General features: G+C 63.7%; 10 protein-coding genes. 5 read left to right on the forward strand and 5 right to left on the reverse strand.

What is annotated here, in order from left to right; all coding sequences use genetic code 11:
• The first annotated feature begins 247 nt into the window (after window positions 1–247).
• The 5 genes from GA0004734_RS19120 (at window position 248) to GA0004734_RS19140 (ending at window position 6,595) form a co-directional block, all read left to right on the forward strand.
• On the forward strand, window positions 248–1,201 hold the full coding sequence (locus GA0004734_RS19120; protein WP_092936990.1) for an ABC transporter substrate-binding protein: 954 nt from the start codon (window positions 248–250) through the stop codon (window positions 1,199–1,201).
• 171 nt (window positions 1,202–1,372) lie between these two features.
• Window positions 1,373–2,398, forward strand: coding sequence for an ABC transporter substrate-binding protein (locus GA0004734_RS19125; protein WP_092936992.1), 1,026 nt, complete (start codon window positions 1,373–1,375; stop codon window positions 2,396–2,398).
• 81 nt (window positions 2,399–2,479) lie between these two features.
• A complete protein-coding gene (locus GA0004734_RS19130) occupies window positions 2,480–4,723 on the forward strand; it encodes an ABC transporter permease (protein ID WP_092936994.1) in 2,244 nt (747 codons plus the stop codon).
• Window positions 4,720–5,781, forward strand: a complete 1,062-nt coding sequence (locus tag GA0004734_RS19135; RefSeq protein WP_092936996.1) for an ABC transporter ATP-binding protein — start codon at window positions 4,720–4,722, stop codon at window positions 5,779–5,781. Before GA0004734_RS19130 ends, GA0004734_RS19135 begins: the two co-directional genes overlap by 4 nt.
• 25 nt (window positions 5,782–5,806) lie before the next feature.
• Window positions 5,807–6,595 (forward strand): inositol monophosphatase family protein, encoded by a 789-nt coding sequence (locus tag GA0004734_RS19140; RefSeq protein ID WP_092936998.1) that lies wholly within the window; start codon window positions 5,807–5,809, stop codon window positions 6,593–6,595.
• 61 nt (window positions 6,596–6,656) lie between these two features.
• Here the strand turns inward: GA0004734_RS19140 and GA0004734_RS19145 are convergent, their stop codons facing one another.
• The 5 genes from GA0004734_RS19145 to GA0004734_RS19165 form a co-directional block, all read right to left on the reverse strand.
• On the reverse strand, window positions 6,657–7,928 hold the full coding sequence (locus GA0004734_RS19145) for an MFS transporter (protein WP_092937000.1): 1,272 nt from the start codon (window positions 7,926–7,928) through the stop codon (window positions 6,657–6,659).
• Between the two features lie 285 nt (window positions 7,929–8,213).
• Window positions 8,214–9,596 (reverse strand): aspartate aminotransferase family protein, encoded by a 1,383-nt coding sequence (locus GA0004734_RS19150; RefSeq protein ID WP_092937002.1) that lies wholly within the window; start codon window positions 9,594–9,596, stop codon window positions 8,214–8,216.
• A gap of 289 nt (window positions 9,597–9,885) precedes the next feature.
• The gene (locus GA0004734_RS19155) at window positions 9,886–11,478 is read right to left on the reverse strand and encodes an adenylate/guanylate cyclase domain-containing protein (RefSeq protein ID WP_092937004.1); all 1,593 of its coding nucleotides are present in this window, start codon (window positions 11,476–11,478) and stop codon (window positions 9,886–9,888) included.
• A 264-nt stretch (window positions 11,479–11,742) separates the two neighbouring features.
• The gene (gene glpK, locus GA0004734_RS19160; RefSeq protein WP_092937006.1) at window positions 11,743–13,245 is read right to left on the reverse strand and encodes a glycerol kinase GlpK; all 1,503 of its coding nucleotides are present in this window, start codon (window positions 13,243–13,245) and stop codon (window positions 11,743–11,745) included.
• Window positions 13,246–13,401: 156 nt separating this feature from the next.
• Window positions 13,402–15,123: an ABC transporter substrate-binding protein gene (locus GA0004734_RS19165; RefSeq protein ID WP_092937008.1), complete on the reverse strand. Its 1,722-nt coding sequence runs from the start codon at window positions 15,121–15,123 to the stop codon at window positions 13,402–13,404.
• Window positions 15,124–15,158: the final 35 nt, after the last annotated feature.

Genomic DNA, 15,158 nt, shown 5'->3' on the forward strand with positions numbered 1-15,158 from the left:
GAATGTTCAAATCCTCGCAGGTGACCGAAACTGTCACAAATGTAATATTTGAAAGTTTCGCAACCGTCGGAAACATCGGCTGTAACAACGGTAACCAATCCGTCCTTGAAGCGTTCGCCGTATCTGCCATTCTGACTGCGGAGGTCGGGACATGATTGTTCCCGAGTGGAGGCTTTTGGTGAGGACGTTCATCTGTCTGGCAGCGGCGGCATGTCTGTCGCCTGGCGCGATCGCACGTGCAGAGCCCATGGCGCGGCTGAACGTACTGTGCGGCGTAGACGAAGCTTGGTGCGCCGCAATGAAAGAGGCCGTGCGGACCCGGCTGCAGATCGACGCCACCGTGACGCGCAAGAGCACCGGCGACATCCTCGATCAGGTGCGCCGCGAACAGGCCGATCCGCAGACGGATGTCTGGTGGGGCGGCACGGGCGATGCGCAGTTGCAGGCGGCGAATGAAGGCCTGCTGCAATCCTACCAGCCGCAAACGGCCACTGCGGTGTTGCCTTGGGCTGACAATTTCTTCGATCTCTCGGGCGGGCATTCCGCGGGTATCTATGCCGGGGCGCTCGGCTTTGCCTACAATACCGACCTTCTCAAGCAGAAAGGTCTTAAAGCCCCGGCCTGCTGGAAGGACCTACTTGACGGGACCTATGCCGGCGCTATCGAGCTTGCTGATCCAAATTCGTCGGGAACGGCCTATACCGCGCTGGCGACGCTGGTTCAGCTCTTTGGGGAAGACGAAGCGTTCAAATACCTCGGTCGGCTCGGCACCAATATCAGCGCCTATCCGCCGTCGGGCTCGGCCCCGGTGAAAGATGCCGCCCATGGCGAGACGCTGATCGGCATTTCCTTCATCCACGACGCTGTGACGCTGCGGCAGGCGGGCTATCCGCTTGAGATCGTCGCGCCCTGCGAAGGCACCGGCTACGAGATCGGCGCCGTCAGCATCGTCAAAGGTGCGAAAAACCTGGAGGCAGCCCGTGCCTTCGTCGATTTTGCGTTGAGTGCCGAGGGACAGGCGACAGGGGCTGGTGCCGGGCAGAACCAGATGCCGTCCAATGCCGGCGCGTCCCTGCCGCCCGGTGCGCCTGACATTTCGATGATCCGGATGGTCGATTACGACTTCGCGACCTTCGGCTCGGCGGACGAGCGCCGCCGGCTTCTCAAACGCTTCGACAGCGAGATCCGCGGGATCCCCTGACAAAGCACGAGGGAGAGGAAGCCGTCCTCTCTGGCAAGACCGTCGCCTGCCCGTTTCCGCCGGCGCCGAGGCATCACACACAGGACGGAACACGTGATCCCGCTTGCAGAGACAGGTGGGCAAGGCATCCCCGTGTCGTCCGAAAACACGTTCAACCAAGGAGGAAAGACCATGAAAACCACGACAGCAGCCATTCTGTTAATGGCCGGGACAGCTCTGACGACCACGACTGCGCAGGCGGCCGGCACGCTCAACCTGATCTGCTCGGCCGACGTCGTCATCTGCGAGCAGATGAAGGGCGACTTCGAGAAGGACCACGATATCAAGGTCAACATGGTGCGTCTGTCATCCGGCGAAACCTATGCGAAGATCCGCGCCGAAGCCCGCAACCCGAAGACGGATATCTGGTGGGCCGGGACCGGCGATCCCCATATGCAGGCGGCCTCCGACGGGCTGACGCAGGAATACAAGTCGCCGCTTCTCGACCAGTTGCAGGATTGGGCACAGAAGCAGGCCGAAGGCTCCGGCTTCAAGACGGTCGGTGTGTATGCGGGCGCGCTCGGCTGGGGCTACAACACCGAGATCTTCAAGACGAAGGGCTTCACCGAGCCGAAGTGCTGGGCCGACCTTCTCAATCCCGCCTTCAAGGGCGAGATCCAGATCGCCAATCCGAACTCTTCCGGCACGGCCTATACGGCGCTCGCCTCGCTGGTCCAGATCATGGGCGAGGATCAGGCCTACGACTACCTGAAGAAGCTTAACGCCAACATCTCGCAGTATACGAAATCCGGCTCCGCTCCGGTGAAGGCGGCGGCCCGCGGCGAGACGGCCATCGGCATCGTCTTCATGCATGATGCGGTGGCGCAGACGGCGGAAGGCTTCCCGGTCAAGTCGGTCGCGCCTTGCGAAGGCACCGGCTACGAGATCGGCTCCATGTCGATCGTCAAGGGCGCCAAGAACCTCGACAATGCGAAGATCTGGTACGACTGGGCGCTGACCCCCGCCGTCCAGTCGCGCATGAAGGACGCCAAGTCGTTCCAGTTGCCGTCCAACAAGTCGGCCGAGATCCCCAAAGAGGCGCCGCGCTTCGAGGACATCAAGCTGATCGACTACGACTTCAAGACCTATGGCGATCCGGCCAAGCGCAAGCAGCTGCTGGAGCGCTGGGACCGCGAGATCAGCGCCAACGCGAACTGATACGCGCCTCGTGCCGGCTGGCGGAGGTGTTGGCCGGCGCGAGACTTTTGAAACATGGCATGGCTTGAAGAGGGGATCGGGATGGATACCGGCAAAGACAATCGTAACCGCAGACTGGATATCACGCTCGGTCTCGGCATTCTCGCCCTCCTGCTCGTCCCCTGGTACAGAATCGAGGGTGGGTTTCTGGCGTTCGGCTGGCTGTCGGGCTTTCCCGGCGAAGCCTCCGGGTCGCCCGGCCTGCTCCAGATCCTTCTGCACGGGCGCTGGTGGCTTTCCATCGCCGCGCTGATGCTGGCCGTCGCCGGCGTCGCCCGCTTCACGCGCGATCCGAAACGACGCGGCGCGCTCCTTGTCCTATCCGGCGCCGTCGGTGTCCTGTTCCTGACGTTGCAGGGCCTTGCCGTCGGCTATTCCGGCTGGTCGTGGACGATCAGCGAGACGCTGTTCGGGGCGTTGTCCGACGGGCAACCGTCGATGGGCGCGGGCGCCATGCTCTCGGCGCTGGTCTTCGTGCTCCTCTTCTCCTTCGGCCTCGCCGAGCGTGGCGCCATGAAGGGCGATGCCTTCGTGGTCGCCTCCATCGCGCTTCTGGTCTTTCTCGTCGCCATCTTCGTGTTCTACCCGGTCGGCAGCATGCTGGTCGGCGCGTTTCAGGATTTCGACGGCTCGCTCAATCCGGATGGCTTTACCCGCAACATTCAGGACCCCGCCATCTGGAGCCTCGGCTGCGTCATCGGCGGCGAGCGATGCGGTGTCGCGTGGCGCACGCTGTGGCTCGCGATCATGACGGCCGGCGGCTCCACCGTCATGGGGCTCGCCTTCGCGCTCGTCGCCACCCGCACGCGCTTTCCCTTCAAGAAGGGCCTGCGTCTCCTCACCGTCCTACCCATCATCACGCCGCCTTTCGTCATCGGCCTCGCGCTGACGCTGCTGTTCGGCCGCGCCGGCGTTGTCACCGAGGCGCTGTCCAGCCTGTTCGGCGTCGAGCCGGGCCGCTGGCTCTACGGCATGACGGGCATCTGGATCGCACAGGTGCTCTCGTTCACGCCCATCTCCTTCCTCGTGCTCATCGGCGTCGTCGAAGGCGTCAGCCCGTCCATGGAAGAGGCGTCGCAGACACTGCGGGCCGACCGCTGGCGCACCTTCTGGCGGGTCTCGCTGCCTTTGATGAAGCCGGGCATCGCCAATGCGTTCCTGATCGGCTTTATCGAAAGCATGGCGGATTTCGGCAATCCGCTGGTGCTCGGCGGCAGCCATGGGGTACTCTCAACGGAGATCTTCTTCGCCGTCGTCGGCTCGCAGAACGACCCGTCGCGCGCCGCCGTGCTCGCCATCATCCTGCTCTGCTTCACGCTCACCGCGTTCCTCGCGCAGCGCTATTGGCTGGCCGGCAAGAACTTCGCGACCGTTACCGGCAAGGGCGACAGCGGATCGCACATTGCTCTGCCGCGCCCACTCTCCATCGGCGTGCATGCCCTGGTCGTTCCCTGGATGCTCTTCACCATCGTCATCTACGGCATGATCCTCTTCGGCGGCTTCGTCAAAACCTGGGGGCTCGACAACTCCCTGACGCTCGATCACTACATCAGAGCCTTTTCGGTCGAGATCCGCGACGGGGCTCTGGCATGGACGGGTGTCGCCTGGAACTCCTTCTGGACGACCATGGAGATCGCGCTGATCTCGGCACCCCTGACAGCGGCGGTCGGCTTGCTCACCGCCTACATCATCGTCCGCCAGACGTTCGTCGGCCGCAACGTGTTCGAATTCGCGCTGATGATGAGCTTTGCCATTCCCGGCACCGTCATCGGCATCAGCTACATCATGGCATTCAACCTGCCGCCGCTCGAAATGACCGGCACGGCGCTGATCCTCATCGCCTGCTTCGTCTTCCGCAATATGCCTGTCGGCGTGCGCGGCGGGGTGGCGGCCATGAGCCAGCTCGACAAGAGCCTCGATGAGGCGTCCCTGACACTGCGCGCCACGAGCTTCCGCACGGTCCGCAAGGTCATCCTGCCGCTTCTGCGCCCGGCGATTACCGCAGCGCTGGTCTACTCCTTCGTGCGGGCCATCACCTCCATCAGCGCGGTCATCTTCCTCGTCAGCGCCGAGTACAACATGGCGACCTCCTACATCGTCGGCCTTGTCGAAAACGGCGAGTATGGCGTGGCCATCGCCTATTCCTCCATGCTGATCGTCGTGATGATCGTCATCATCGCCGGCTTCCAGCTTCTCGTCGGCGAACGCCGGCTCCGCCGCGAAAACCGGGTTGCCGGCCTTCGCTCCGCGCCTTCACCCCTTCTCGGTCAGGAGAAAACAGCATGATCCATCCCCGCGCCGGTTCCGTCGTCTTCCAGCACGTCAAGAAGCAGTTCGGTGCCTTCACCGCCATTCACGACCTGTCCATCACCATCGAGCCCGGCCAGCTCGTGACCCTGCTCGGCCCCTCGGGCTGCGGCAAGACCACGACGCTGCGCATGTTGGCGGGGCTCGAACATCCCACCTCCGGCCAAATCCTCATCGGCGGCAAGGACGTGACGATGCTGCCGGCCAACGAGCGGGACGTATCGATGGTGTTCCAGTCCTACGCGCTGTTTCCGCATATGAGTTCGCTCGACAACGTCGCCTACGGGCTGGAATCTTCCGGCATGAAGCGCAGGGACGCGCGGGAGCGGGCGGAAGAAGGCCTGAAGCTCGTCGGCCTCGCCGGCATGGGCGCGCGGCTTCCCGCCGAACTCTCGGGCGGCCAGCAGCAGCGTGTGGCCGTCGCCCGGGCGCTGGTGCTGGAGCCGCAGGTCTTGCTGCTCGACGAGCCGCTCTCGAACCTCGATGCGCGCCTGCGCCGACAGGTGCGCACCGAAATCCGCGAGCTCCAGCAGCGCCTCGGCTTCACCGCCGTCTACGTCACGCATGATCAGGACGAGGCGCTGGCCGTCTCCGACCGCATCATCATCATGAAGGATGGCGTGATCGCGCAGGAGGGCTCGCCGCGCGATCTCTACGAGGCCCCCGCTTCGGCCTTCATCGCCGATTTCATGGGCGAGGCCAACGTCGTCGCCTGCGACGTCATCCGCGTCGAAGGGGCGGACGCGACCATTCGCATCGGGGCGCTCGAACATCGCGTGCCCAGCCGCAACGCACGGCCAGGGCCTGCCAAGCTTGCTGTGCGACCGAACTCGATCACGCTGGAGCCGGCGTCAACCGCCGCCTTCCCGGGGCGGATTACCCATGCGGCCTACCTCGGCGACCATGTGGAATATGAGGTGGAGACCGGCACCGGGCGGCTGTTCGTGGTCGATCCCGCGGTGGAACGGGCGCTGCCGCCTGCAACAGATGTCGCTGTCGGCTTCAAAGGACGCGGCATTGCCATTATCAACGACTGAGCCGCTTCGTATACAAGGACTTCACATGACGCATGATCTCGACGCCCGCTTTGCTCTCGCGCAGACGATCGCCCGCAACGCCGGCGCTGTCGCTCTCGACTATTTCAACCGCCGCGAAACGCTGGTCATCGAAACCAAGCGCGACGCGCAGGACGTCGTCTCGATCGCCGACCGGGAGGTCGAGAACCTGATCCGCGCCGCGGTGGCCGACGCCCATCCGGATGACGGATTTCTCGGCGAGGAATACGGCCTTGCCACGGGTGCCTCCGGCTATACCTGGGTGGTCGATCCGATCGACGGCACCAGCCCCTTCGTCAACGGCATGCCGAGCTGGTGCGTTTCCATTGCGGTCCTGCATGACAGCAAGCCGGTGATCGGCGTGATCTATGCGCCCTGCTTCGATGAGCTCTACGCCGCGGCTGAGGCCAAAGGCGCCGTGCTCAACGGCCGGGTGTTGACCCTCGACCCGTCACGCACCATCCGCAACGCCGTCACCGGCATCGGCGCCAACAATTACGTCACGCCGGCCTTCGTCGGAAAGATGGTGGAGACGCTGATGGAAGCCGGCGGCAATTTCATCCGCAATGGGTCGGGCGCGCTGATGCTCGCCTACGTCGCGGCGGGCAGGCTGGTCGGCTATTACGAACCGTACATGCACGCCTGGGATTGCCTTGCCGGCTATTGCCTCGTGACGGAGGCGGGCGGCTGGCACCATCCCTTCCCTGTCGATGGCGAACAGCTGACCCGCGGGGCTCCCGTAGTGGCAGCAGCTCCGGGCGCCGTGGACGATCTGCGGCGCATTGCCGGGGTCTAGCACCGTCTCAGCCGCGGGCAGCATTCGGACTCATGCTGCCTGCGGACCATGTCCCTTCCCGTCAAGCGTCCCGTGCCGACCGCAGCGTATGCGTCCCCAGCATGGCAAGGGCGCCGACGAAGCCGACGGCGGCGAAAGCGTAGAAGCCCCACGGGTGGCCCATGCCGAGCGACACGAGCGTTCCACCGACCAACGGACCGGCAATGGCACCAAGGCGGCCGACGCCTGCCGACATGCCGAGCGCGGTGGCCCGGATGGCAGGCGGGTGGTTTGCGGCGGTGAAGGCATAGACGAGGACCTGGGCCGAAAAGACGAAGCAACCGGTCATGAACACAAGAGGATACAGCAACGCGACCGGGGCTTTCACCGAGAGGATGGCCAGCAGGACGCCGCCGCAGACGAACCATAACACCGCGGCCCGCTTCAAGCCGATCGCGTCGCCGACGCGCCCGGCGACGATCAGACCGACGACGGCACCCGCATTGAGAAGCAGAAGCAGCCAGAGCCCGCGTTCAAGCCCGTAGTCGGCGGCGACCATCATGGCCGGAAGCCAGGTGTTCAGCGCGTAGACCAGCAGAAGTCCCATGAAGGACGTCACCCAGATGGCGATGCTGTTGCGCAGGATCGGCGGGCGAAGAAGGGTGGCGATCGACGGCCGCTCCTCCGGCTGACCGGCCACCGGCGCGCTGATCTTAAGGCCAAAGGCATCGGCAATCTGGCGGGCCTCTTCGGCGCGACCCTTGGCGAGCAGGAAAGCCGGGGACTCCGGCAGGTAACGGATCATCAGCGGGACGAGCACGAAACCGGGCACGGCGCCTGCAAAGAACATGGCGCGCCAGCCGAGCGATGGCAGAAGCAATAGACCGAGAAGAGCCGTCGAAACAGCACCGACATGATAGCCGGTCATGACCGTGGTCGAGGCCTTGCCGGCCTTGCCGCGTGAAAACTCGGTGACCATGGCGATGGCTGTCGGCAAGCAGCCGCCCAGACCGAAGCCGGCGAGAAAACGGAAGAGACCGAGCTGCCACCAGTTCTGCGCCAGGCCACAGGCGAGCGTCAGCAGCGAGAAGGCGGCAACAGCCCAGATCATTACCTTACGGCGGCCGAGGCTGTCCGTCGCGATGCCGATCGACAGCGCCCCGAGCGTCATGCCGACAAGGCTGATGGTCGATACGAACGTCGCTTCCGGCGCCGTCATCCACGGCGTTTCACCACCCGTCAACGTCGGAATCAACGCGCCCAGCACCACGAGATCGAAGCCGTCCAACACCACAGCGGCCCAACAGAGTGTCGCGACCCATCCGACCGCGACGCCGCTCTTTCCGATTGTCATTTTCTCTCCTTCCCAAACATACATCGACGGGAGAGAAGCGCACCGCCTCCGCGTTTCCCGCGCGGGCCGAAAGCGCGAACGTCAAGCATTGCGGCGCATTCTCTCGTCCCGACAACGGATCGTGGGCTTTCCCATTTGCGGAAAATTCACACGCCCGCCCTCCGGCTCCGATACTGCAGGGATCGTTCAGTTCGGTAAAATGAGTTTTTCTCTCTGATTGATAACCGCGGAGTTATGGTCGCTCCAAAAAGTGCGGCTGGTCCGGCGGAGATATCCCGCTTGAGGTTACGCCAGCCCCTCCGCGGCGACGGCGCCCGTCAGACGGTCGAGCGTGCGCCCCATGCGGGTCATGATCTCGGTGATATCGTTGGGCGTCACGATCAGGGGCGGGCAAAGGGCCAGCTGATCGCCAATCGCCCGGAAGATCAATCCCTCTTCATGGCCGATGGTGGAGGCCAGAGCGCCGGCACGGCCGAGCTTGTCGAACGGCTTGCGCGTCTCCTTGTCGGCGACCAGCTCGACGGCACCGATAAGGCCCGCGCCCCGCGCTTCGCCCACCAGCGGGTGATCTGCAAAGGCCTGGAGCCCCGCCTGGAACTGTGCCTCAAGACGGGCGGCATTGCCCATCAGGTCGCGCTCCTCGATGATCGCGAGGTTTTCGAGCGCGACGGCGGTGGCCACCGGATGACCGGAGGCGGTGTAGCCATGGCCGAACATGCCGATCTTCTCCGAGTTGTCGGCGATCGCCTGGTAGATCGGGTCCGAAAACAGCACCGCGGCCAGGGGCATGTAGGACGAGGTGATCTGCTTCGACAGTGTCATGATGTCGGGCGTAAAACCGTATTTCTGGCAACCGAACGGCATCCCCAGACGCCCGAAGCCGCAGATGACCTCGTCGGAAACGATCAGGATGTCATGGGCGCGGCAGATCCGCTCCACGCCTTCCCAGTATCCGACCGGCGGTGGCATCACGCCGCCTGCCGCCATCAGCGGCTCACCGATGAAGGCCGCGATCGTGTCGGCGCCTTCGGTTGCGATGACGGTTTCGAGTTCGGCGAGCAGCCTTGCTGTGAAAGCCGCCTCGTCTTCGCCGGGCACGCCGAAGCGGTAGAAATGCGGGCACGTCAGATGATGCACGGGGATGGCCGGCAGGTCGAAGTCGCGGTGATTGGTGGGCAGGCCGGTCAGGCTGCCGGACGCGACCGTAATGCCGTGATAGCCCTTGATACGCGACAGGAACGTCTTCTTGTTCGGCCGGCCGAGCGCATTGTTCATGTACCACACCATCTTGACGATCGTGTCGTTGGCTTCCGAGCCCGACGAGGTGAAGAAGGCGCGGGAGATGTTCGGCGGCGTCATCTCGACCAGCTTCTCGGCAAGCCGGATCGAAGGCTCGTGCGATTTCGAAGAGAACGTATGATAGTAGGGCAGCTTCAGCATCTGCCGGTGGGCGGCCTCGGCGAGCCGGGGCTCGGAAAAGCCGACGGCGACGGACCACAGGCCAGCCAGCCCCTCGATATATTCTTTGCCTGTGTTGTCGTAGACCCGGATGCCCTCGCCACGATCGATCACCAGCGGCCCGGTGCGTTCATGCTGGCGCATGTTCGTGTTGGGATGCAGCACATTGGCGATATCGGCGTCGGCAAGAGAATTTGAGAGAGGCGTCATGAAAGGTCTCGCGGAGGGGATGAAGGAAGACGTCGTCGCGATCGGCGATGTCAGGAGCCGAGCGTATTGCTGCCGTCTGCAATGACATGGCCCATTGCACAGCCGGACATCGAGGGCGTGGCCTTCGCGGCGAAACGGCCTGTCGCGCTGATCGGTCCGGTGCGTGGCTGAGCATGGGCGTCGATCTTGGGAATAGCAAGACCGGTTCTCCCCGGCCGGCGATTTCCACGCGCCCCTCACGAACAGCAAGCTCGTGCGGCGCAGCGGCCTTCCGTCGGAACGGGGAGCATCAGGCCTTCGCGTCCTTCTCCTCGATGGCGGCCATCGCCTCCCGCAGGATGGCGCGCGCCTGTGCGCGCTCGGCCGGGCCGAGTTGTGCGGGGTCGAGACGGAGATCGAGGCCTGCGAGCGTCTCCCGGACGACACCCCGCGTCTGCCCGTTGTCGGACACGAGGCCGTTGACAGCATAGGGCACGATCTCGCGCTGGATGCCTTTCATGGTGATCGGCGGTAGCGGCGTGGCGTCCACGATGTCTGTCACCAAAGCGTAGGTCTCGTAGCTGATGACGATCTTGCCGCCCTCGGCGATCGATTGCAGGCGTGCGGCAAGGTTCGCCTCAGCGCCGATGATCGTATAGTCCATCCGGTCGCTGCTGCCGAAATTGCCGACGTTACAATAGCCGGTGTTGATCCCCATCCTGACGACGAAGGGCTCCTCGGTGCCGCCGCCGCGCCATTTTGCCTTGAGTTCGCCGAGACGCGTCTGCATGTCCACGGCCATCCGCAGGCAGGCCTTGGCATCCTCCACCGCGCCATGCGTCTCGGGGTCGCCGAAAAAGACGAGCACGGCGTCGCCGATGAACTTGTCGAGTGTTCCCCCATGCATGGCCGCGATGGCCGACATTTCCGTCAGGTACTCGTTGAGCATTTCCGTCAGGGTTTCCGGCTGCAGCCGCTCGGTCGTCGCCGTGAAGTCCTTGATATCGGAAAAGAAAATCGTCAGGCGCTTGCGCTCGGTCTGGACGACGACGTCCTTCTGGCCGCTGAAGATGCCCTTGTAGACCTGCGGCGAGAGGTAGCGGGAGATCTTCAGGGAAATGCTTGCGAGAAACTCGTTGGCGGATTCCAGATCGCGGTTGAACCCCTGGATCAAAGCCGTCTGGCGCTGTTGCAGCACGATGAGGGCAGCGCCGACCCCGGCGAAACAGAGAAAATAGACCAGCAGGTATTTGAAGGCGAAGACGTTCCCGGCCAGCGGCTGCTGGATGATGACCTCCTGGATGCCACGCACGTCGCCGACCTTCCAGTCGGTCTTCGGACTGGCGGGATGCTGGTTGTGACAGGCAACGCAGGCCTGCCCCATGATGACCGGCGTGACGAGACGGAACGTATTGGAGAAGCCGACCCGTGTCAGGTCGGTGATCGTCTGTTCGGGCTTGCCGCGCAAGGCGGCAAGCGAGGCCGTCTCGAAGCCGTCCAGATCGTGCGGCGCCCGTGTCTTGAACGGCAGGTCGGAAACGAAGCGGTAGGTGATGTTTGCCTGCTGCTGCTTGATCACGTCGCCGAGTTCCAGCGACAGCGTCGCGGGGATCGGAACCGCGCCAGGGATGGTGGCGTACTGGTCCGTCACCGCTGTCGCCGCCACATCGCCCGCCGCATGCGCTGCAAGAATACGGCCGACGACATTGGTGGCGTAATAGGAACGGATGCTGGTGATCAGCGAACTCATGTCCTGCGCCTGCCGCCTCAGCGCGGCCTGAGAAAGGCTGCTGACATCCATCCATACAGCAAACGGCAGGCCGGCGAGCATGCCGACCAAGGCCACGACCACGAAGACGCCGATTTTCCTCGACGTCCGGCCCTGATCTGCATCCTCGGCCATCGCGTCCCCTCATTCCAGCGGTGGAACGCCTGAAGCATTCCGTCAACCGCTTATATGAGCGGGTTCGGAACATTGGCAAGCCGCAATTGCGCCGTTCACCAGTCCGGCGCCGGGCATGGACCTTCCCCGATGAGTTTCGTCGGAACGGACGTCGCAGCATTCGCCTGCAGCAAAGCGAATATGCCCGCTCAGTCAACGCTTGCCTATTATCTCCATCGTTCGCCTGACGCTCATCGAACCTGTCACCTGACAGGGAAAGCACGCTCAGACGGCGGGGCGATTCGTCAGGCAACGGGCGACGCAATCCTTCCAGCCGTCGATCCCGGTCTGGCGCGCACCGTCGCGATCTTCCGGTTCGAACCGGCGGTCGCATTGCCAGGCTTCGGCAAAACCGGCCTGATCGGGCCAGAGGCCAGCGCGCGAGCCGGCCAGCCACGCCGCACCGAGAACGGTGGTTTCCAAGACAACAGGACGATCGACGGGTGCTGCGAGAATATCGGCGAGGCGCTGCATCGTCCAGTCGGAAGCGACCATGCCGCCATCGACCCGCAAGACCGTCCGCTCGCGCTTGTCGCCCCAGTCCTTCTTCATCGCGTCCAGAAGGTCGAGGGTCTGGTAGGCCACGCTTTCCAGAGCCGCGCGCGCGAATTCGGCGGGGCCAGTGGCTCGCGTCAGGCCGAAGACAGCGCCGCGGGCATCGGGGTCCCAGTGCGGCGCGCCAAGGCCGGTGAAGGCCGGCACGAGGTAGACATGCTGGTTCGGGTCCGCGGTCTTTGCCAGTTCCTCAGCCTCGGAGGACTTGGAGATGAAGCCCATTTCGTCGCGCAGCCATTGCACGGCCGCACCAGCGATGAAGATCGAGCCTTCCAGCGCATAGGTCGTCTTGCCGTCGAGGCGGTAGGCGATCGTCGTCAGGAGACGGTTGGAGGACACGACGCGGTCCTCGCCCGTGTTGAGAAGCGCAAAGCAACCTGTTCCATAGGTTGATTTCAGCATGCCCGGCGCAAAGCAGGCATTGCCGATGATGGCGGCCTGCTGATCGCCGGCCACCCCAAGGATCGGAATCTCCGCGCCGAATATGTCGGGATCGGTCACGCCGAAATCGGCCGCGCAATCCTTCACCTCCGGCAGCATCGCGCGGGGAACGGACAGGATGTCGAGAAGCTCGTCATCGAAACGGTTCTCGGAAATATCGTAGAGCAGCGTGCGCGAGGCGTTGGTGGCATCGGTGACATGCACCCGCCCGCCGGTGAGCTTGTAGATGAGCCAGCTGTCGATGGTTCCGAAGCAGACTTCGCCCTTCTCGGCGCGGGCACGCAGCCCGTCCACACCGTCGAGCAGCCAGGCGAGCTTCGTGCCGGAGAAATAGGGATCGATCAGAAGGCCGGTCTTCTCGGTGAACAGCGGCTCCAGCCCACGCGCTTTCAAGTCGTCGCAGAAGCGCGCCGTGCGCCGGTCCTGCCAGACGATGGCGCGGTGAACGGGCTCGCCCGTCTCGCGATCCCAGACGACGATCGTCTCGCGCTGGTTTGTGATCCCGATCGCCGCAATATCGGTGGCCGCGATGCCGGCCTTCTCGATCGCCTTGCGGCTGGTGGAGAGCACGCTCTCCCAGATCTCGTCTGCATCGTGCTCGACCCAGCCGGAGTCCGGGAAGAACTGCTGGAATTCCTGGCCAGACACGCCGGCAATGGCCATGTTCGCGTCGAAGATCATCGATCGGGTGGATGTCGTTCCCTGATCGATCGCCAGAATGTAGCCGCTCATTCGCCCTCGTCTCCCCATCGACCGCGCCCACGCCCGATCGGCGTGCACCACCGTGTCAGTCCGTCCGCACTCCCGGCAACGTCACGTTCGGGACCATGCGGGCCAATAAGAGGCCGGGGCACGTCTCGTGCCCCGGCCGTTGTCTGACCGTCGGTCTTACTTCTGCCAGCTCTTGACGAGCTCGTCGTAGTTGACCGTGACCGGCTTTTCCTTCTCGTTCTCGATCTTCAGCTGCGGCGCGATGTTGCCCTTTTCGGCCGCATCCTTGTTCCAGTATTCGATATCGTGCTCCTCTGCGAGGGCAGGACCGATATCGCCCTGAACGCCGGCGCGCTGCAGGCGCTGGAGAACCTTTTCCTGTTCGGCGCAGAGCGAATCCATCGCTTCCTGCGGCGTCTTGTTGCCGGCGGCGGCATCGCCGACGGCTTGCCACCAGAGCTGTGCCAGCTTCGGATAGTCAGGAACATTGGTGCCGGTCGGCGACCACTGGACACGGGCCGGCGAGCGGTAGAATTCGACGAGGCCGCCGAGTTCGGGCGCACGCTTGGTGAAGCTCTTGTCTTGGATGGTCGATTCGCGGATGAGGGTCAGGCCGACATGGCTCTTCTTCACGTCCACGGTCTTCGAGGTCACGAACTGCGCGTAGAGCCACGCAGCCTTGGCGTTCTTTTCCGGCGTGGACTTCATCAGCGTCCAGGCGCCGACGTCCTGATAGCCGAGCTTCATGCCGTCCTTCCAGTAGACGCCATGCGGTGAGGGAGCCATGCGCCACTTCGGCGTACCGTCCTCGTTGACGACCGGCAGGCCTTTCTTGACGGCATCGGCGGTAAACGCCGTGTACCAGAAGATCTGCTGGGCGACGTTACCCTGTGCCGGAACCGGGCCGGCTTCGCCGAAGGTCATGCCCTGCGCTTCCGGCGGAGCATAGGCCTTCAACCAATCGAGGTACTTGGCGATCGAGTAGACGGCAGCCGGGCCGTTGGTGTCGCCGCCGCGGGCGACGCAGGAGCCGACCGGCTGGGACTTTTCGTTGACCTTGATGCCCCATTCGTCGACGGGCAGACCGTTCGGCAGGCCCTTGTCGCCGTTGCCGGCCATCGAGAGCCAGGCATCGGTGAAGCGCCAGCCGAGCGACGGGTCCTTCTTGCCGTAGTCCATGTGACCATAGACCTTCTTGCCGTCGATCTCGCGGCCGGTGAAGAATTCCGCGATATCCTCGTAGGCAGACCAGTTGACGGGAACGCCGAGGTCGTAGCCGTACTTCGCCTTGAAGTCTGCCTTGTTATTCTCGTCGTTGAACCAGTCGTACCGGAACCAGTAGAGGTTGGCGAACTGCTGGGTCGGCAGCTGATAGAGCTTTTTGTCCGGCGCGGTCGTGAACGACGTGCCGATGAAGTCCTTGATGTCGAGTGTCGGGGACGTCACGTCCTCGCCTTCGCCAGCCATCCAGTCGGTCAGGTTGCGCACCTGCTGGTAGCGCCAATGCGTGCCGATGAGGTCCGAGTCGTTGACATAGGCGTCATAGATATTCTCGCCGGACTGCATCTGCGTCTGCAGCTTCTCGACGACGTCGCCTTCGCCGATCAGGTCGTGCGTGACCTTGATGCCGGTGATGTCGGTGAACGCCTTGGCCAGAACCTTGGACTCATATTCATGCGTGGTGAGCGTCTCGGAAACGACCTTGATCTCCATGCCGGCAAAAGGCTTTGCCGCATCGATATACCACTGCATTTCATTTTCCTGGTCGGCGCGTGAGAGCGTCGACAGATCGCCGATCTCTGCGTCGAGGAACGTCTTTGCCTCGTCCATGCCGGCAAATGCCGACCCGGTAAAGGCGAGCAGCATGGCTGCCGTCGATGTTAGAAGATGCCGTCGCATGAGTAGTCCTCCTCTTAAGGTTTCTGCGATTGCGG

Source organism: Rhizobium sp. 9140 (assembly GCF_900067135.1).
Taxonomy (GTDB): domain Bacteria; phylum Pseudomonadota; class Alphaproteobacteria; order Rhizobiales; family Rhizobiaceae; genus Ferranicluibacter.

What these genes read in the sequence shown, in the direction of transcription:
- GA0004734_RS19165 (WP_092937008.1), bottom strand. Translation starts at nt 15,123, where the DNA reads ATGCGACGGCATCTTCTAACATCGACGGCAGCCATGCTGCTCGCCTTT.
- GA0004734_RS19125 (WP_092936992.1), top strand. Translation starts at nt 1,373, where the DNA reads ATGAAAACCACGACAGCAGCCATTCTGTTAATGGCCGGGACAGCTCTG.
- GA0004734_RS19120 (WP_092936990.1), top strand. Translation starts at nt 248, where the DNA reads ATGGCGCGGCTGAACGTACTGTGCGGCGTAGACGAAGCTTGGTGCGCC.
- GA0004734_RS19130 (WP_092936994.1), top strand. Translation starts at nt 2,480, where the DNA reads ATGGATACCGGCAAAGACAATCGTAACCGCAGACTGGATATCACGCTC.
- GA0004734_RS19135 (WP_092936996.1), top strand. Translation starts at nt 4,720, where the DNA reads ATGATCCATCCCCGCGCCGGTTCCGTCGTCTTCCAGCACGTCAAGAAG.
- GA0004734_RS19155 (WP_092937004.1), bottom strand. Translation starts at nt 11,478, where the DNA reads ATGGCCGAGGATGCAGATCAGGGCCGGACGTCGAGGAAAATCGGCGTC.
- GA0004734_RS19150 (WP_092937002.1), bottom strand. Translation starts at nt 9,596, where the DNA reads ATGACGCCTCTCTCAAATTCTCTTGCCGACGCCGATATCGCCAATGTG.
- glpK (WP_092937006.1), bottom strand. Translation starts at nt 13,245, where the DNA reads ATGAGCGGCTACATTCTGGCGATCGATCAGGGAACGACATCCACCCGA.
- GA0004734_RS19145 (WP_092937000.1), bottom strand. Translation starts at nt 7,928, where the DNA reads ATGACAATCGGAAAGAGCGGCGTCGCGGTCGGATGGGTCGCGACACTC.
- GA0004734_RS19140 (WP_092936998.1), top strand. Translation starts at nt 5,807, where the DNA reads ATGACGCATGATCTCGACGCCCGCTTTGCTCTCGCGCAGACGATCGCC.